The sequence below is a fragment of the Caballeronia sp. LZ024 genome (assembly GCF_031451455.1).
Lineage (GTDB): Bacteria > Pseudomonadota > Gammaproteobacteria > Burkholderiales > Burkholderiaceae > Caballeronia > Caballeronia telluris.
In genome coordinates this window covers 2,601,898-2,620,367 of sequence record NZ_JARUXL010000001.1, presented here as the reverse complement: position 1 = coordinate 2,620,367, position 18,470 = coordinate 2,601,898, and the positions used below count along the sequence as shown (strand labels likewise).

General features: G+C 60.4%; 15 protein-coding genes. All 15 read left to right on the top strand.

Annotation, left to right across the window (positions count from 1 at the left end; genetic code table 11):
• Positions 1–299 precede the first annotated feature (299 nt).
• Positions 300–1,361, top strand: coding sequence for a dTDP-glucose 4,6-dehydratase (gene rfbB, locus QCE48_RS11785; protein ID WP_309787674.1), 1,062 nt, complete (start codon positions 300–302; stop codon positions 1,359–1,361).
• Positions 1,362–1,371: 10 nt separating this feature from the next.
• Complete coding sequence (rfbA, locus tag QCE48_RS11780) at positions 1,372–2,265, top strand: glucose-1-phosphate thymidylyltransferase RfbA (protein WP_309787675.1); 894 nt, start codon at positions 1,372–1,374, stop codon at positions 2,263–2,265.
• Positions 2,250–2,801: a dTDP-4-dehydrorhamnose 3,5-epimerase gene (gene rfbC, locus QCE48_RS11775; protein ID WP_309787676.1), complete on the top strand. Its 552-nt coding sequence runs from the start codon at positions 2,250–2,252 to the stop codon at positions 2,799–2,801. Before rfbA ends, rfbC begins: the two co-directional genes overlap by 16 nt.
• Positions 2,798–3,691 (top strand): dTDP-4-dehydrorhamnose reductase, encoded by an 894-nt coding sequence (gene rfbD / locus QCE48_RS11770; RefSeq protein ID WP_309787677.1) that lies wholly within the window; start codon positions 2,798–2,800, stop codon positions 3,689–3,691. The genes rfbC and rfbD overlap by 4 nt, the downstream gene beginning before the upstream one ends.
• A 54-nt stretch (positions 3,692–3,745) precedes the next feature.
• Positions 3,746–4,567 (top strand): ABC transporter permease, encoded by an 822-nt coding sequence (locus QCE48_RS11765; RefSeq protein ID WP_309787678.1) that lies wholly within the window; start codon positions 3,746–3,748, stop codon positions 4,565–4,567.
• Between the two features lie 18 nt (positions 4,568–4,585).
• The gene (locus QCE48_RS11760; protein WP_309787679.1) at positions 4,586–5,938 is read left to right on the top strand and encodes an ABC transporter ATP-binding protein; all 1,353 of its coding nucleotides are present in this window, start codon (positions 4,586–4,588) and stop codon (positions 5,936–5,938) included.
• Positions 5,935–8,052 (top strand): glycoside hydrolase family 99-like domain-containing protein, encoded by a 2,118-nt coding sequence (locus tag QCE48_RS11755; RefSeq protein ID WP_309787680.1) that lies wholly within the window; start codon positions 5,935–5,937, stop codon positions 8,050–8,052. The genes QCE48_RS11760 and QCE48_RS11755 overlap by 4 nt, the downstream gene beginning before the upstream one ends.
• Complete coding sequence (locus QCE48_RS11750; protein WP_309787681.1) at positions 8,049–10,130, top strand: rhamnan synthesis F family protein; 2,082 nt, start codon at positions 8,049–8,051, stop codon at positions 10,128–10,130. The genes QCE48_RS11755 and QCE48_RS11750 overlap by 4 nt, the downstream gene beginning before the upstream one ends.
• Before the next feature lie 67 nt (positions 10,131–10,197).
• Entirely contained in the window at positions 10,198–12,525 is a 2,328-nt protein-coding gene (locus tag QCE48_RS11745) for a class I SAM-dependent methyltransferase (RefSeq protein WP_309787682.1), read from the top strand.
• 2 nt (positions 12,526–12,527) lie between these two features.
• On the top strand, positions 12,528–13,724 hold the full coding sequence (locus tag QCE48_RS11740) for a glycosyltransferase (RefSeq protein WP_309787683.1): 1,197 nt from the start codon (positions 12,528–12,530) through the stop codon (positions 13,722–13,724).
• A 15-nt stretch (positions 13,725–13,739) separates the two neighbouring features.
• Positions 13,740–15,218, top strand: coding sequence for a glycosyltransferase (locus QCE48_RS11735; RefSeq protein ID WP_309787684.1), 1,479 nt, complete (start codon positions 13,740–13,742; stop codon positions 15,216–15,218).
• Positions 15,219–15,249: 31 nt separating this feature from the next.
• Positions 15,250–16,248 (top strand): ATP-grasp domain-containing protein, encoded by a 999-nt coding sequence (locus tag QCE48_RS11730; protein ID WP_309787685.1) that lies wholly within the window; start codon positions 15,250–15,252, stop codon positions 16,246–16,248.
• Positions 16,245–16,913, top strand: a complete 669-nt coding sequence (locus tag QCE48_RS11725; RefSeq protein ID WP_309787686.1) for an HAD hydrolase-like protein — start codon at positions 16,245–16,247, stop codon at positions 16,911–16,913. Before QCE48_RS11730 ends, QCE48_RS11725 begins: the two co-directional genes overlap by 4 nt.
• Positions 16,897–17,337, top strand: a complete 441-nt coding sequence (locus QCE48_RS11720) for an FdtA/QdtA family cupin domain-containing protein (protein WP_309787687.1) — start codon at positions 16,897–16,899, stop codon at positions 17,335–17,337. Before QCE48_RS11725 ends, QCE48_RS11720 begins: the two co-directional genes overlap by 17 nt.
• Complete coding sequence (locus QCE48_RS11715; RefSeq protein WP_309787688.1) at positions 17,334–18,440, top strand: DegT/DnrJ/EryC1/StrS family aminotransferase; 1,107 nt, start codon at positions 17,334–17,336, stop codon at positions 18,438–18,440. The genes QCE48_RS11720 and QCE48_RS11715 overlap by 4 nt, the downstream gene beginning before the upstream one ends.
• Positions 18,441–18,470: the final 30 nt, after the last annotated feature.

The following is an 18,470-nucleotide window of genomic DNA, read 5'->3' as shown; positions in this document are numbered from 1 at the left end:
CAAGCGTGGCGGTCATTATGGGGCACGGCACGAATCGTCACCGCGCGTGTCAAATCGTCGTCGCCTCCGCCCGTTACAACTTTGAAACCGCCGGTGCGCAGCTGTTTCAAGTTGTTAGGTGTGTAGTTTTTGCACTTGGGGGCTTTATAATCAGTGTCTAATCAAGACGGCGCGTGCGGATCCGACTTCCGGTCGGTTTTGCCGTTTGTGACGCCGCGTGCGCAGGACTGCGCAAATTTTTCCACGTCTACGACGGCCATTTCGGCAACGCCAGCGAAAAGGCCGCAAAGAGGGCTTCTATGATTCTCGTAACGGGCGGTGCCGGTTTTATCGGCGCCAACTTTGTGCTTGACTGGCTGCAGGGCTCGGACGAAGCAGTGGTGAACGTCGACAAGCTGACGTACGCCGGCAATCTGGGCACGTTGAAGCCGCTGAAGGGCAATCCGAGCCACATGTTTGCGCGCGCCGACATCTGCGACCGCGCGGCAATGGATGCGCTGCTAGCCGAGCACAAGCCCCGCGCGATCCTGCACTTTGCCGCCGAGAGTCACGTCGACCGTTCGATTCACGGTCCTGCGGATTTCGTGCAGACGAATGTCGTCGGCACGTTCACGCTGCTGGAAGCGACTCGTGCTTACTGGAGCGCGCTGCCCGAGAATGAAAAGCAGGCGTTCCGCTTCCTGCATGTCTCGACCGACGAAGTTTTCGGCTCGCTGTCCGCTACCGATCCGCAGTTCTCCGAGACAACCGCCTACGCGCCCAACAGCCCGTATTCCGCGACGAAGGCTGGCTCGGATCATCTCGTGCGCGCGTATTACCACACCTATGGCCTGCCGGTTCTGACAACGAACTGCTCGAACAACTACGGGCCGTACCAATTCCCCGAGAAGCTGATCCCATTGATGATCGCGAATGCGCTCTCGGCCAAGCCGCTGCCGGTGTACGGCGACGGTCAGAACGTGCGCGACTGGCTCTATGTCGGCGACCACTGTTCCGCGATCCGCGAAGTGCTCGCGCGCGGCACGCCGGGCGAAACGTACAACGTCGGCGGCTGGAATGAGAAGAAGAATCTCGAAGTCGTGCATACGCTGTGCGATCTGCTGGATCGTCTGAAGCCGAAGGCGGACGGTTCCTATCGCGATCAGATCACGTATGTGACGGATCGTCCGGGTCACGACCGCCGTTACGCGATCGATGCGCGCAAGCTCGAACGCGAACTCGGCTGGAAGCCGGCCGAGACTTTCGAAACCGGTCTCGCGAAGACGGTCCAGTGGTATCTGGACAACCAGGCGTGGGCCGACGAAGTGGCTTCCGGCGAATACCGGAAATGGGTCGAGACCAACTACGCGCAGCGCGCGTGAGGGGCTGACGATGGCGCGTAAAGGCATCATCCTCGCGGGCGGCTCGGGCACGCGGCTCTATCCGATCACGCACGTCGTGTCGAAGCAGCTGCTGCCTGTCTACGACAAACCGATGATCTATTACCCGCTCTCCACGCTGATGGTGGCGGGCATCCGCGACGTGCTGATCATCTCCACGCCGCAGGACACGCCGCGCTTCGAGGCGATGCTCGGCGACGGCAGTCAGTGGGGCATGAACATCCAGTACGCGGTGCAGCCGTCGCCGGACGGGCTCGCGCAGGCGTTCATCATTGGTCGCGAGTTCGTCGGGAACGATCCGTCGGCGCTGATTCTCGGCGACAACATCTTCTACGGGCACGATCTCGCGAAACAGCTTGAACACGCCGATTCGCGCACCGACGGCGCGACGGTGTTCGCGTATCACGTGCACGATCCGGAGCGTTACGGCGTGGTGGAATTCGACCGTGAATTTCGCGCGTTGTCGATCGAGGAAAAGCCCGCGAAGCCGCGCTCGAATTACGCGGTGACGGGCCTCTATTTCTACGACAACCAGGTGTGCGACATTGCGGCGGACATCAAGCCGTCGCCGCGCGGCGAACTGGAAATCACGGACGTCAATTCGCATTATCTGCAGCAGAAGAAGCTCGACGTCGAGATTATGGGTCGTGGCTATGCGTGGCTCGATACCGGCACGCACGATTCGCTGATCGAAGCTGCCACGTTCATCGCGACGCTGCAAAAGCGGCAAGGGCTCGTGGTGGCGTGTCCTGAAGAGATCGCCTATCGCCAGGCGTGGATCGGCGATGAGCAGCTACTCGCGCTCGCGAAGCCGCTCGCCAAGAACGCCTACGGTCAATACCTGCTCAATCTTCCGAAGGACCAAGTCGCATGGCCATCCAAGTAACCGCTACGGCGCTGCCCGAAGTCAAGATCATTGAACCGAAGGTATTCGGCGATGCGCGCGGATTTTTCTACGAGAGCTTCAATGCTCGCGAGTTTGCCGAGCAGGTACAGAGCGGCGTCGAGTTCGTGCAGGACAATCATTCACGATCGGCGAAGGGCGTGTTGCGCGGGCTGCATTATCAGATTCAGCATCCGCAGGGAAAGCTCGTGCGTGTGGTCGAAGGCGAGGTGTTCGATGTCGCCGTCGATATCCGCAAGAGTTCGCCGAACTTCGGGAAGTGGGTGGGCGTGAACCTGTCGGAAGAGAACCATCGGCAGTTGTGGGTGCCGCCGGGGTTCGCGCATGGGTTCGTCGTGTTGTCGGAGACGGCGCAGTTTCTCTATAAGACTACCGATTACTGGTATCAGGCACATGAGCGCAGCATCGTCTGGAACGATGCGGAGATCGGGATCGAATGGCCGATTTCGGAGGAGCCGCTCGTTGCGCCGAAAGACCGCACGGGCGCCCGTCTGGCCGATGCGGAGGTGTTTGCGTGAAAGTGCTGCTGCTAGGTGCGAATGGACAGGTTGGCTGGGAGCTTGCGCGCAGCCTCATGCCGCTTGGCACGGTCGTCGCTCTGACGCGGGAGCAGGCAGATCTTGCTGCCCCGGAGAAGCTCGGTCCTTTGGTCGATTCGATGCGTCCCGACATCATCGTGAACGCGGCTGCCTATACCGCCGTGGACGAGGCCGAGCAGGCAGAGCCGATGGCGCTCATCATCAACGGTCAGGCCGTGGGCGAACTGGCGGCAGCTGCGCGCAGGCTGGGAGCGCTTCTCGTCCATTATTCTACCGACTACGTGTTCGACGGCGCGATCGAGCGCGCGTGGAGAGAGGAGGACGCGCCTGCTCCGATCAACGCTTATGGACGCTCTAAGCTTGCAGGCGAACAGGCGATTGCAGCGAGTCAGTGCGACCATTTGGTATTTCGTACCACCTGGGTTTACGCCGCGAGAGGAAAAAACTTCCTCCGGACGATTTTGCGCCTCGCTGGCGAGCGCGAGGAACTGCGCGTCGTATCCGATCAGGTCGGTGCGCCAACGAGTGCGCGGCTCATCGGCGATCTGACGGCGCAGTGCCTGGCGCAGGTGATCAAAGAGCGGCGTGCGAATGTGTTCGCAAGCGGACTCTTCCACATGACCGCAGCCGGCAGTACTTCGTGGCACGGGTTCGCGGCGTCGGTGATCGACTATGCGCGCGCCACTGGAAAATTCCCTGTCGCCACGAACCGCGTGATCCCGATCGGCACGCAAGACTATCCGCTTCCAGCCCGGCGACCCGCTAATTCTCGGCTCGACTGTTCGCTATTCGATCAGCGTTTTGAACTAGTCCGCCCGACTTGGGAAGTTCCAATGCGGCAAACCATCGATCAGATCATCGGCGCTTGACGCATCACAAGAGCGATACGGCTATCAACGCATCGCCCTACGAGAAACGTATTAATGACCCGCCTTAACTATCGTAATCCGCTGTCCGTAATCGAGTCGCTCGTGCGCGAGCGTAATCTGATTTATCAGTTCGTGAAGCGGGAGGTCGCCGGGCGTTACAAAGGCTCATTCCTCGGCATCTTCTGGTCATTCGTGAATCCGCTCTTGCTGCTGAGCGTTTACACGTTCGTCTTCGGCGTCATATTTAAATCCAAATGGCGCCCGGCTTCTACGAGCCATTTTGAATTTGCCGTCGTCATGTTTGTCGGCGTGCTGACTCACGGCCTGCTCGCCGAGTGCATCAATCGCGCGCCGGGTATGATCGTAGCGAACACGAATTATGTGAAGCGAGTGGTTTTCCCGCTCGAAACGCTGACCTGGATCACGCTCGGCACGGCGCTGTTCCACACTTTCATCGCCTCGTTGATCTTGATAGGAGGCATTTTCTTCTGGCAGCAGCACCTGCCGATTACCGCCTGGTTCGTACCGCTCATCCTTGTGCCTTACCTTTTGATGATTGCAGGCGTGACGTGGTTTCTCATGTCGCTTGGCGTCTTTCTGCGGGACATCGGGCAACTCATGTCGATCGTGACGTCGTTATTGATGTTTCTTTCTCCGGTGTTTTACCCGACGACTTCGGTGCCCGAGGATTTGCGGTTTCTGATTGAGTGGAATCCGCTGACGTTTATCATCGAGCAACTTCGCGACGCGCTGATTTGGGGCCATGCGCCGGATTGGATCGGCCTGTTGAAATACTTTGTCTTCGGATACATCGCGGCGTGGTTGGGTTTCGCCTTTTTTCAGCGTACGCGCCGCGGCTTCGCGGATGTTTTGTGAGCCGGGGCTAGTCAATTCATGAGTCAATTCGCAATCGAAATTAACGACGTTGGCAAGTGCTACAACATCTACGAGCGGCCGCGCGACCGTTTGCTTCAGATGTTAGTGGGTCGGCGTCGTCAGTTGTACCGTCCGTTCTGGGCGCTTCAAAATGTGAGTTTCAGCGTTCCGCGAGGGGAAACCGTCGGTATCGTCGGCCGAAACGGCTCTGGCAAATCGACTTTGCTTCAAATCATTGCCGGAACGCTGACGCCCACGGCGGGTGCGGTGTCGGTGAACGGGCGCGTTGCGGCGTTGTTGGAGTTGGGATCAGGGTTCAACCCCGAGTTTACCGGCCGCGAAAACGTGTATCTGAACGCATCGTTGCTCGGCTTATCTCCAAGCGAGGTGGACGAGCGCTTCGACAGCATCGTTTCATTCGCCGATATCGGCGCGTTCGTTGATCAGCCTGTCAAGACGTATTCGAGCGGGATGATGGTGCGGCTCGCGTTCGCCGTCCAGGCTCAGACAAATCCAGAAATCCTCATCGTGGACGAAGCCCTCGCGGTTGGAGATGCGCGTTTCCAGGCGAAATGCTTCGATCGCCTCAAGCAACTTAAGGATAACGGCACGAGCATCCTCCTCGTCACGCATAGCAGCGAGCAGATCGTGACGCATTGTTCGAGCGCGATCCTTCTCGATCAAGGGCAGAAGTTGCAAGAAGGCGCGCCTCGTGAGGTGGTGAATCGCTACCTCGACTTGCTGTTCGGACGCGACAGTAACGCGCGCAGGCGGTCGAAGCCGTCTGCCGAGAGGGTGAAAGAGGGCGCCGTATCGGACGAAGAAAGTAAGGACGCGGCGGAGGACGGACCGGATGTCGCGGCGGGCAAACTGAGACTCGACGAGGATGTATTCTCGCAGCGTCCGGGCTACAACCCGTACGAATACCGTTGGGGCGACGGATCGGCCGCGATTACCGATTTTCGGCTGGAGAGCGGCGGTGTCGAATTTCCTCATTCGGTCGAAGTCGGCGCGCGCGTGCGGCTGGACATCGGCGTGCGCTTCACTCGTACGCTCGTGCGACCCATTCTCGGCGTCACGATCAAGACGAAGGAGGGCATAACCGTCTTCGGCTCCAATTCCGAATTGCTTGATTGCGAGGAAGTGAAACATGTAGGGGAAGCGGGAGAGCGCATGCGCGCGACCGTGTTCCTCGATTGTCGTCTTGGTCAGGGCGACTATTTCATCTCGCTCGGTATCGCTACGCGCGAAGGCGAGACCATTGTTCCGCATGATCGTCGATACGACGCGATCCACCTGGTCATTAGTCCGGACACGTCCTTTTTCGGGTTGGTCGACATGAAAATGTCGATGCAGTTGCATCAGTTATGATCGACAAACCCGCCAACCCGACGCGCGTGCTGCGCCGTCTTCGAAATGTCATCGCCGCGGGCGGTGGCCCTGTTGCGACCGGCCGGTATGGTCTTCGATTGCTGCGCACCGAGGGCCCGATCGGCTTGTGGTCGCGTATCGCGCGGCATGTGCTGGGGACACCGCCTGTCGGTGCCACCGCTCGCCCGGATCGGACGCGTGAGCGCAACGCGCTGACGCAGGCGCTCGTCACCGTGAGCGCGGCGGACGATCCCACGGTCCTGGACGCTGCGCAGTTGAATTTCCCCGCGCAGTCTCTGCCGCAGGTGACAGTTGTCGTTCTCGCGCGCGGGCCGCTGCGACGGACTGCCGAATCGCTCACTGCGTTGCAACGCGTTCTCGCGGCGGGCAGCGCTTCGGCGAAGATAGTCGTCGTTATCGCAGGCGAAGAAGACGGGCGGACACAGTGGCTGAGTTCGGTCGGCCGAGTCGCTGTCGAGGGCGCCGGATCCGATGCAGAACTGGCTGCGGCGTTTGATCGTGCGATTGGACGGTCGCCAGGTAAATTCGTCTTGTTGACCAGCGACGTGGCGCAAGTCCAGCCCGGCGCAATCGACTCGCTTATTTCACGTCTGGAAGGTGAGCCTTCAGCCGTTGCTTCCTGCGCGAAGTCTGTGATGACGGATGGATCCTTGGTCGAATCCGGTGCATGCTGGGACCGGGAGGGCAACCTGCGTTCGCTGGGAGAGGGCGATGACGCAACCGAACCTTCCTATGCGTTGTCTCGCCGGGTGCCTGCGGCGAGCGGAACTGCAGTGCTGCTGCGGCGCGAGGCGATCGCAGCTTCGGGAGGGTTCGCACAGGCGTCGGGCGTGGCGCATTCCCCCATTGACGGGCTGATGCGGGCACTCTGGGATCAGAAGAAACGAATCGTATTCGAGCCGAAGGCCCTTTTCGTCGTGTCCGAATTGCTGGCCACACCCTCGGGGCCGCTCTCTGCCGCCACTGCGCGTCTTGCTGAACTTGGCGCTGATCGCGTAGCCGTGGATGCGTCCGACATCCGCGTGCTGGCGTTCTATCTCCCTCAATATCATCCGATTCGCGAGAACGACGAATGGTGGGGAAAGGGCTTCACCGAATGGACCAATGTCTCCAAGGCAAAGCCGAATTTCAAGCAGCACTATCAGCCGCACTTTCCCGCCGATCTCGGATACTACGATTTGCGCGTGTCCGAGGTCAGGGAAGCGCAGGCACAGTTGGCGCTCGACGCCGGGCTCGCCGGCTTCTGCTATTACTACTACTGGTTCAGTGGACACCGGCTGCTCGAGCGCCCGCTCGATGAAGTACTCGCGAGTGGCAAGCCGGACTTCCCGTTCTGCATCTGCTGGGCGAATGAAAACTGGACCCGCCGTTGGGACGGGCTTGACTCGTCCTTGCTGATTGGTCAGTCGTACTCGGAAGACGACGAGGTCGCCCTGTTTCTTGACTGGCTGCCGCTACTTAGGGATGAGCGCTACATCCGTGTCGACGGGAAGCCGATCGTGCTGGTCTACCGGATATCGCTGTTACCTCAGCCTCGAAGAGCCGCCGATACTTGGCGCAGGCTCGCGCGCGAAGCGGGTCTCGGCGACCTTTATCTCGCCTACGTTCAATCGTTCGATAGTTGGGCGCGAGGTGAAACGCCAGCGCAGTTCGGTTTCGATGCAAGCGTCGAATTCCCTCCGCATGGCTGCGGCGTTCCCTTTGCGGGCGACGTCGAGCAGTTGTCGCCCACATTCAGAGGGGCGCTTTACGATTATTCAAAGACGGCGGAAGTCTGCCTTGCCAAAAGCTATCCCGGATATCCCATGTTTCGCGGCGTGATGCCCTCGTGGGACAACACTGCGAGGAAGCAGAACACAAGTCACGTCTTCCTCGGATCTACTCCGGAGGCGTACGAAAGCTGGCTGGACGGCGCGCTGTCCTATACCCACCGGTTCGCCTGCGGAGATGAACGCATCGTATTCGTCAACGCATGGAACGAGTGGGGCGAAGGGAACCATCTGGAACCCGATATGCAGTACAAGCACGCTTACCTGGACGCGACGCGACGCGCCATTGCGCGCTGGACTGCCCGGCCGGGACAACATGTATGAAGCGCCTCGGCCCGGAGCGGCTGCCTTCCGTGCTGCGCTATCAGTCGCTGACCTGGCTGCGGCGATTGCGCACCCGTTTGAATCCGGGAGCGCTGGTGCGCGCGTCGGCGCTCGGGCTGGACCTGCTCGGAGCGCGGGCCCTGGCGGGTGCGGCGTCCCTGCGATGCCGACTCGATAACGATCATCGTCCCGATGTCACGCGCCTTCTGCAGACGTTGCCGCTCACAACGCGAGACGGCCTGCGCAGCGTATTTCTGGGAGCGCTCGCTGGCCGGCATCCGGAACATTCCGAACGTCTGAACGGAGGAACATCGACGTCGGACGAACTGATCCCCGTCGCGTTCTATCGTTGGAGCGAAGCGCGGGACCGGACGGCCAGCGCGTTTGCGCGCCCGCGTTTCATCGGCCATCGGCAGCCCAGAATGCCCGAGAGGATTGACTTTGCCGCGAAGGGCGACTGCGCGAGTGTCTTGCGGGACGCCGAGCTGGCGGCAAGCTACGGACTCCGCGCATTCTGCATCGACGCATGCTTAGAAGCGCGTGACGCGGCGAATGGCATAGGCGTGCACGAACTAGTCGAGCTGCTCGACGCTCCCGAGTTGGCAGTGCGCGTTTGCGTGCAATTCGCGGCGCAGGACGTGCCCGCGCAGTCCGCGAATCTGCGGCATTGGATTAAAGTGCTTAGACATCCGCGCTACCTCGAGCTTGCGGGCACACCGGTCGTACTCGTGGATGCCGCTCTGGCGGACCCCGACGAGGCGCAAAGATGGCGCACTGTTTTCTCCGATGCCGGCCTGTCGCCGATTCATCTGGTCGGAGTCATCTCGCGCTCGCCTTCCGATGGACGGACGGCGCATGGATTCGATGGAGTCGTCGCAGGCGAACCAACCGCTAGCCCCGTACCGCCGTACAGCCTACATCCCGTGCTGCTTGACGCGCGGTTTCAGGGCGCGGTTACGCGTTACGAGGACGAAATGCCGTGCTTGCTTCGCGCACACGACGTCGCGCGGGGGTATGCGTGCGTCGTCGCGGGCATCGACAGCAGCCCGGTGGCGGGCAGTGCCGCGCGCATCTGTGCGAACGCGACGCCTTCGGGCTACGCGAACGCACTTCGGCAGGCGTGTGCAAGCAGCTTGCGTGCAGACGGTCGCAACGGCCTTGTCTTCATCCGCGCATGGAACGACTGGTCCCGCGGCGCCGTGATAGAGCCGGACACCGACACCGGATTCGCGTATCTGGAGCAGACGCGCATGGTCCTCGAAGAATTTGGCCCCGTCGCGCCCGATCATTGGAGCGTCGACCCCCGGAATATTGCGGTCGTACTGCATTTGTTCTATGCCGATTTGTGGCCTGAGATCTCTGATTACCTTGCGTGTCTTCCAGTGGGCTTCCGGCTTTTCGTGTCGCTTGACAAGCGCGCGCCCTCGGGGATCGAGCAGACGATCAACGCCCAATTCCCCGGCGCGGACATCGAACGCTTTGAAAATCGCGGTCGCGATCTCCTTCCGTTCATTACACTGCTTGACCGGGTGCGTCGGGCCGGGTGCGAATACGTGTGCAAGATTCATTCGAAAAAGTCGTTGCACCGTGTCGACGGAGATGCATGGCGCAAGGACCTCTATGACAAGTTGCTGGGAGACAGACCGGGCGCGCGGCATGTCCTTTTCGCAATGCATGCTCGTCCTTCGGTCGGTATGATCGGGCCCGCCGGGCATATGGTCTATTCCGACCAGTTTCGCGGCTCCAATGAGCGTCACATCAATGCGCTCGCACACGCGCTGGGATTCGACACGACGGAGTTGCGATTTCGTTTCGCAGCGGGAACGATGTTCTGGGCCAGGGTGGATGCGCTGGAGCCACTGCTCGCTCTCGGGCTTGACCGCAGGTCGTTCGAAGAGGAGACGGGGCAAATCGACGGGACTCTCGCACATGCGCTCGAACGCCTGCTTCCGCTCATGGTGCGGCGCGCAGGGATGAGCGTGATCGACACGAATCAAATTGCGGGCGCGGCTGAGGGCGCGGACGACAAGGCTGGCTCGAAGCCCTACCGCTGGGCACGCGCTTCGCGAGACGCATAGAACCCTGCGCGGCGCGACTATAATTTGTCCCCGCAGCGGTGCACTACCTAAAACCAAGGAATCACGAATGTCTTTCTCGTTGGAGCGAAGCGGATACGTGCTCGACACCAACGTCGGTGTCTGGCGCAAGCCGACGTACGAAGGAATCGCCTACAGCGACGGCGATGCCGTCGAAACGCGCATCGGTGCGACCGTTGCAAACGCCACCGATGTGTCGCTCGGGTCGGCGGAACTGGTCAAATCGATGTCGGATTGGCCGTCCCTCTACCATCTGTCAGGCACACGCGCCAACATTCTGCGTCCGTTTCACTCCCGCCTGGAGGCGGCTCGGGTGCTGGAGATCGGCGCCGGGTGTGGGGCGATCACCCGCTATCTCGGCGAAAGCGGCGCGCAGGTCCTGGCGCTCGAAGGATCACCGCGCCGCGCTGCGATTGTCAGGTCGCGTTGCAGGGATCTGTCTGATGTGACCGTCGTATCCGAGCGATTTGACGACTTTGTCACGGAGGAGCGCTTCGATGTCGTCACGCTCATCGGAGTGCTTGAATACGCATCGCTCTTCACGCCTGGCAGCGCTCCCGCATTAGCGATGCTCTCGCGCGTGCGCGATCTACTTTCGCCGGGCGGTATCGTGATCGTCGCGATCGAGAATCAGGTCGGGCTCAAGTACTTCGCCGGCGCACCTGAGGATCACGTTGGCATCCCGATGTTCGGGATCGAAAACCGCTATGCGGAGAAGGGCCCGCGCACCTATGGAAGGGCCGAGCTGGCCCAGTTGTTTCGTCAGGCGTCGTTCGAGTTTCCCAGTTTCATGGCGCCGTTTCCCGATTACAAGTTTCCGGTGGCGGTGGTGACCGAAGCGGGCTTTGCGCACCCCGGGTTCGATCCGTCCGCTTTGGCGGTGCAGACGGTACATCAGGATCCGCAGCTGGCGGAGCACCCGTCCTTTACGCTTCAGCGAGTGTGGCCGACCGTGATCCGCAACGATCTCGGCATGGACGTCGCCAATTCCTTCATTGTGGTCGCGGAGCGAGAGGCGCGTGAGCAGCCGCGGCAGGACGTGCTGGCTTTTTATTACAACACTGCACGGCGGTCGCCGTTTTGCAAGGAAGTGCTGTTCCGACCGACCGTCGATGCCATTGTCGTCGAGTCTCGCGCAATAGAAACGCGATCGTCCGGTCTGGGTTCGCTTGGCCGGTATCGATTCGTGCTTGAGGATGTCGGCCCCTATGTGGCCGGGCGACTCCTGTCGGACTCCTTTGTCGACGTGGTATCGAAAAACGGATGGACCCTGGAGGACGTCGGCGACTATCTGCGGCGCTATGTCGGTATTCTCGCGGACCTGTCGCGTACGCAAGGCAGGCAGTCGGTGCTGGACAGTGCGCACGCCGCGCTTCCCGGCGCCTTCCTCGATCTTATCCCGCAGAACATTGTGATCGGCGAAGATGGGCGTGCCCGGCCCATCGACATGGAGTGGCAGCAAGAAGACAGCATCGAACTGGGATTTCTCCTGTTCAGGGCCATCCTGTCGCTGGTCAATCGAAACTTCAGCTTTTCGCCGCAAAGCCGTGTCGCACTGATGAGCCGCAGGGAGTTCCTGCAGGACGCGTCGCGGGCCGCGGGGATTCCAATCGGCGACACCGACTTCGATCGGTATGCGAGGCAAGAATCCGCATTCCAGAACTTCGCGACGGGTCGCGAAGTGTCCGACTTCCTCGATCGATGGGCCGACGAGCCGCTGCCGCTCTCCTCTGCGCCGAACAGCCGCTTTGTCGCCACCGTCTATCACGCCCATCCGGATGCCACGTTCAGCGACGATCAGATCGTCGTGCAGAAGGTCTCCTCCGGATCGGCGGACGTGGTACTCGTGCTGCCACCGGATGCAACGACGCCGAGCATGCTGCGCATCGACCCGGCGGATCGCGCCGGCTGGTATGAGATAACGCGAATCGAACTATTCGATGCCGCGCAGGAGCACCAGTGGTCTTGCGCTTTCGAGCAGGACTACGTGGTGTCGCCTTCGATCGCCGTCTTTGGCGCGGCTCGTCCTGGAAAGGGGTTGTTGTTGCACGCAGGCGATGACGATCCACAGATGCTTCCCGTGCTGCCTTCCGGACTGGCGGCTCGTGTCGGCGCGGGCTGGCGGCTGGAGTTGACCGTTCGGCTTGTCGATCCTGCTGAAGTCGCGCATATGCTGGGCGAACGATTCGAGGCGGTTTCCGATAGCGCACGCAAAGCTCAAGCTGCTCTGGAAGCTTCCGCTGCGGAGCGAATCGCAAGCGCACGAACACTCCGCGATCTGCGCGAACAGCTTGCAAAGAGCGAGCGGCGCATTGCCGAACTCGAAGCTGGCTCTGCCAACCGGAAGATCGAGTCGAAAAGCGAGGGCATGGAGTAAGTATGCCGAATGACGATAAGCGGGTTCCCACCGAATTGCCGCTGGTGACGATCATCACGCCATGCTACAAGACCCCAGCCTTCTATCTCGAACGGCTTGCGATGTCGCTGTGGCCGGTGCACAAGCGCATCCAGTGGGTGGTAGTGAATGACTCTCCGGACGACACGCGCATAGATGTCTTCGCCGAGCGCATGGCGTCGTGTTTTACGCATTTCAAGTACGTTCGACACGATACGAACCGCGGGATCTTTGCTGCTTATGTGTCCGCGCTCGTCGCAGCCGACGCACCTTATTCAGCCATCCTGGATCACGACGATGAGGTCGATCTTGCGCCGCTCGTGCGTTTCCTCGGTCGGAATCGCGACGGATATGATCTCGTCTTTACCGACGAAGCCAAGTTTTCGGCGCAGGGTCGCGAACGCTACTGGAAGCCTGAATTCGATGCATTGAGCGCGATGCATTATTTCTATATGCATCACATTACGTGTTTCCGAACGGGTATCTGCAAGCAGATGATCCTTGAAGAACCCGATGCGGAGACGCAATATCGCAGTTGCTTCGATATCTGGCTATCCTTCGGGTATCTGCAGCGATTCACCGACCAGGATTGCAAGGTCGCGCATTTACCCTATGCAGCGTATGGTTGGCGCGTGCATGCGGCCAGCACAGCGATGGATCTTGGGCAGAAGCCAAAAGCCGAAAGCGAACGCATCGACATCGCGCAGCGGCTGATACAGGCTACCGATCCCCAGGCCGAGGTGACGATTGAGCCGAGCGCACGGTATGTGGTCCGCTACGATCATGCGTTGTCGAATGCGGCAGAGCGCAAAGCATTTGCCCAGCGCATCGCAAGCACGTTCTCGATCGGCAAGGTCGCGCCGGACGGAAGCGGCATGGATCCGCTAGAAACGCCCGACGCGGCCACGCTTCAGGCGCTTGCTCGAGTGCCTGTCGGATTCCTGGCTCGCGCAGCGGGCGACGGCTGCCTCGTCATGGACCGGGCCCGAGTGCCCAAGGATAGCCAGCTTGCCCGCCAGGCTGCCCGGCACGTCGGCAACGCGCCTTTTATCGCTCCCGCGACGACGCTCGGTTCCGATGAACTTCACCGCTTCATTCTGGATCGCCCGTTAGTGCTGGAGTCTGCGGCACGCCGCGCCTCGCACTTCGACTGCGCTCGACTGAACATTCTGGTCGTCTGATGGACGGCTCCGCCAATGACAATGAACAATCCGCTAGTTAGCGTCGTGCTCCCCGTGTACAACGGAGAGCGCTTTCTGCAAGATACGCTCGAATCGATTAGTGCGCAGCACCGTGACGACATCGAGGTCGTCATCATCGATGACGGCTCGGCTGACAGCAGTTGGGACATCGTCTCGCGTTGGCGGCACGAGCAGCCTTTCCTCGTGCATGCCGTACGCAAGCCGAGCAACTATGGCGTGTGTGCCGCACTCACCGACGCCACCTCGATCGCGACCGGCCGCTATATCGCGCAGATCGGTCATGACGACGTCTGGCTTCCGGGGCATCTTACGAAGCTGGTCGATGCTCTGGAGCTCGCGCCGACGGCTGTTGCAGCGTTCGCGGACGTCGGCTACATCGATGCGACAGGCATGCCGGCCGACGTGAGCATCTTCAACCACGAACAGCTGCGTAACGTCACGCGACCTAAGCTGTTTTCGACGATGTTGAAGGGCAATTTCCTGTGTGCGCCTGCCTCGATGTTTCGCCGCGAATGCTTCGATCGGGCGTACTGGGGCATATCGAATGAGCGTCTGCAAGATTTCGAACTCTGGCTGAATCTACTCTTCGAAGGCGACTTCGTGAGCTCGAACGCGCCGACCTGCCTGTATCGCGTGCACGGCAACAACCTGAGTAGCGGCTCGCAAATGCGTCGACAGAGCGAGTATGAATTATTGGCAACGTTCACCCGCGTGCTGTTGGGCAAGCGCTTCGGGACGTTCTACCGTTCGATCGCAGATGAGCAGGAGCGCATGACGTTCCTGAGCGACGCGCACGAGTGTCTGCTGAAGGTCACCGAGTACGCGCCAGCGATTCGTGCATTGCATTCAATTCTGCTTGAGAGCCTGGTGCTCGTCGAAGTCGACGTGCCCGCGCAGGTTCACGCCTTGCGCGGCGAGATGGCACTTCGTCTCGGCATGTACCGGAAATTCCTTGCCATTTCAAAGACGTTCCCGGCGCATTACATGGACGCAGCGCCGGCCATCCCCTATCTCGTGCCGGTACATGCCGGCGTGGGCGAACCGTTCCGTTCGCTGGTCGAAGCGGGCGCCTTTCGCGATGGCTCGTGTGTTGATCTGCAAAGAGAGCGCGCGGTGTTCTTTTTCGCCTGCAAGCAGGAGGAGATCGAGGCGCATACGAAATACCCCGTGTTCGCCGAGGCGATAGCGAGCCGCCGCGTGATTGTCTTCGACGCCGACGAGACCCGGACCGTGGATGCCGGACTGGCGCTTGCGAGGAATGCGAACGTCGAACATGCGTTGATCGACAAGATCTACCGTTTCTTCGAGGAGGACCACGGGTCGTTCGCTCATCAACTGGGATGGCGACGCGTCGAGGGGCAAATGCCCGCAAGCCTGCTGCGGCGGATTTATCATCGCTCAGGTGCATTCGTTCCCGAGCGTTATCGACCCGTCGTGGCCGCCGGGATACGGCGACTGTTGCGTCGTCGCTGATAGTCCAAGTAATTTCTCACTGGTGCCTGACATGACCCGGAAGACAGTACTGATCACGGCCGCGGGAACCGCGACAGCCGTAAACCTCATCAAGAGCCTGAGTACTCTCGAAGGCCTTCGTATCGTGACAACGGATTCGAACTCCGCTGAGATGATTGCTTCGCCGTCACGGTGGCAGACGAAGCACTATCAGGTGCCGTTGGCATCGCAGGCGGATGCATTCATCGATGCCCTTGCGGACATTGCGCAACGCGAGGGCGTCGATGCCATCTATCCGGTACACGATGCGGAGATCCTCGCCGTCGCGGAGGCGCAGTCGCGGTTTGGCACCGGCGTCAAGTTGCCTCGACTGTCAGCCGCTGCGGTGCGCGAATGCAACGACAAATGGACGAACTTCGAACGATGCCGGGCAGCCTCGTTGCCGGTGCCGGACAGCGTGCTCGGCAGCGACATGGTCGGGCGCTCGCGCGCCGCCACGATGGTACGCAAGCCGCGCAGGGGCGTTGGCAGCGTCGGCGTTCGTGTGGTGGACCCGCTCGATGTGCTAGGTCACGAGGACGTGTCCAGTGACATCATATTTCAGGCGATCTGCGACAAGCCGGAGTTCACCATCGACGTACTGGCGCTTCCGGACTACTTTGGCGCGGTGGTCCGCGAACGGCTCGAAACGAAGGCGGGCGTGTGTGTGAAGGCGCGGATATTCTTTGACGATGCGCTTCACGCGCTTAGCAAGAAGGTAGCCGAGGCATTCGATCTGAGCGGGATGTTTTGCTTTCAAGTCATGACTCACCCCGAGGGCGGCTATTGCATCGTGGATATCAACCCGAGATGCGGCGGGGGCACTGCACTGACAGATGCGGCCGGCTTTCCGATCTATCAGACTTATTTCAGCGATCTGCTCGGATTGCCGCAGGCGGCCGAACTGAAAGAGCGATGCCAAGAGCGTGAACAGCGAGGCGGCGTCGCGCTCGTATGCCGGTATTACGAGGAAGTCGTCACCTTCGAATCGCCTGAGGGAGCACGACCGTGAGCACGGTCGCACGGCCGGTCATCGGTTTCGATCTGGATGGCACACTGATCACCTGCAAGGCGAAGCAGCTCTCCGCTTTGGGCGAAGCGCTCGAAACTTGCGGGGTAGAATACGCGTCTTACGAGCAATTCTGGCAATTGAAGCGCAACGGCGCGACGACACAGGCGGCTCTTGTCGCTACAGGCGTTGAAGAAGGTCAGGCGCGTGTCGTGGGCGAGGCGTGGGTCGAGTGCGTCGAGACTTGGCGGCACATGCAGCAGGACGCCGTATTCGAGGGCGTGTTGCCGTTGCTCCAGTCGCTGAGGGGCCGCGTCAGCTTGTTCTTGCTGTCGGCGCGCCGCGAGCCCGACCTGTTTTCGCGGGAGGTCGCATCGCTCGGGCTCGCAGAATTGTTCGATTCGACCGAAGTGGTGCGTTCGGGAAAAGACGCAGGTCGACGCAAGGCGGATCGGCTGCGAGAGCACAAAGCGCTATGCTACTTCGGCGATACGGAGAGCGACATGGAGGCCGCGGCGCTCGCCGGCGTGCCTATTTACCTGGTCTCGACTGGACAGCGCAGCCGGTCCTATCTGGAGCGAGCGATTGGTCAGAGCGGAGGCCACGCTGCTGTTTTTGACAACCTGACATGCGCAATACATGAGGTGGAAAGTGAGCTTCTCCGTTGAAGAGTGCAAATTTATCGAGTTGCCGCAGTTCGCGGATCGACGAGGCAACCTCTCGTTCGTGCAACAGGGAGACGTGCCGTTCGATTTCAAGCGCCTGTATTATCTCTATGACGTCCCCTTCGGCGTGGAGCGCGCAGGCCATGCGCATAAAAATCTGCATCAGCTCTTCTTTGCTTTCGCGGGTTCCTACGAGCTATGCCTGGACGACGGGCTGACGATGCGCACGGTAATCATCAACCAGCCGAACAGGCCGTTTTATGTGTGTCCTCATATCTGGCGCGTCGTGAATAACTTCACGTCGGGCGCGGTCTGCGCGGTCCTTGCCAGCGAGACGTACTCCGAAGCGGACTACCTTCGAACCTATGACAGTTTCCTCGAATTCCTGCGTGAAGCTGGCAAACCCATAAAGAGTGATTTGGCATGAACGTACCCTTCCTGGAGCTTTCCCGGGTGAACGCGCAGTACAAGCAGGCTTTCTTCACCCAACTCAACGGTTTCTATGAAGCGGGTATGTTGATCGGTGGAAGTCATGTCACTGATTTTGAAAACGCCTTCGCGGCATATTGCGGCACGAAGCATTGCGTTGGCGTCGGCAACGGCCTCGACGCGCTGACGCTGTCATTGCGTGCTTTGGGAATTGGTCCCGGCGACGAAGTGATTGTGCCGGCACAAACGTTTGTTGCAACCTGGTTGTCAGTGACACAAGTTGGTGCGACGAACGTTCCTGTCGACGTCGAGCCTCGTAGCGCGAACCTCGACGCCGCGTTGGTCGAAGCGGCGATCACGCCGCGTACCAAGGCCATCATTGCGGTCCACCTTTACGGCGCAACTGCAAATGTGGCTGAGCTCAAGAACATTGCGTCGCGTCACAAGCTTTTCCTCGTGGAAGATGCTGCACAAGCACATGGCGACGTTCGTGACGGAAAGAAGGCCGGGGCACATGGTGACATCGCGGCGTTCAGTTTCTATCCGTCGAAAAATCTCGGCGCGCTGGGGGATGCTGGCGCCGTCGTCACTGATTCGGAAGACTTGGCCCAGCGCGTCAGGGAACTCGGAAATTACGGCAGTGCAGCGAAGTACTACCACCATTCGCTGGGCACCAATTCTCGGCTTGACCCGCTTCAGGCGCTCTTCCTGTCGATCAAGCTCAAGGAGCTAGATCAGATTACCGAAAGCCGCAGGCGCATCGCTGCGCGCTACGATCGGATAGTCGGCATGGAGCCCGGCAAGGGCCCGGTCTATCGTCTGCTCGACCCGCAGCGAAACGCTGTCTGGCATAACTACGTGCTCGTGTGCGACGACCGGGACAGCGTTCAGCAGCAGCTCCAGGAAGCAGGTGTCGGAACGAGCATTCACTATCCGGTGATTCCCGCAGCGCAGGAGTGTTACGCATCGGCGGGTTTTTCGCCCGGGGCGTCGCCTGTCGCACTGCGCCTGAGTCAGTCGGTGCTCAGTTTGCCCATCGGAGAATACATGACCGATGCAGAAATCGAGCATGTTTGCGGCGCACTCGCGTCGTTACGTTGACCTATTCTGAGTCGCGATCGGCTATGAGCA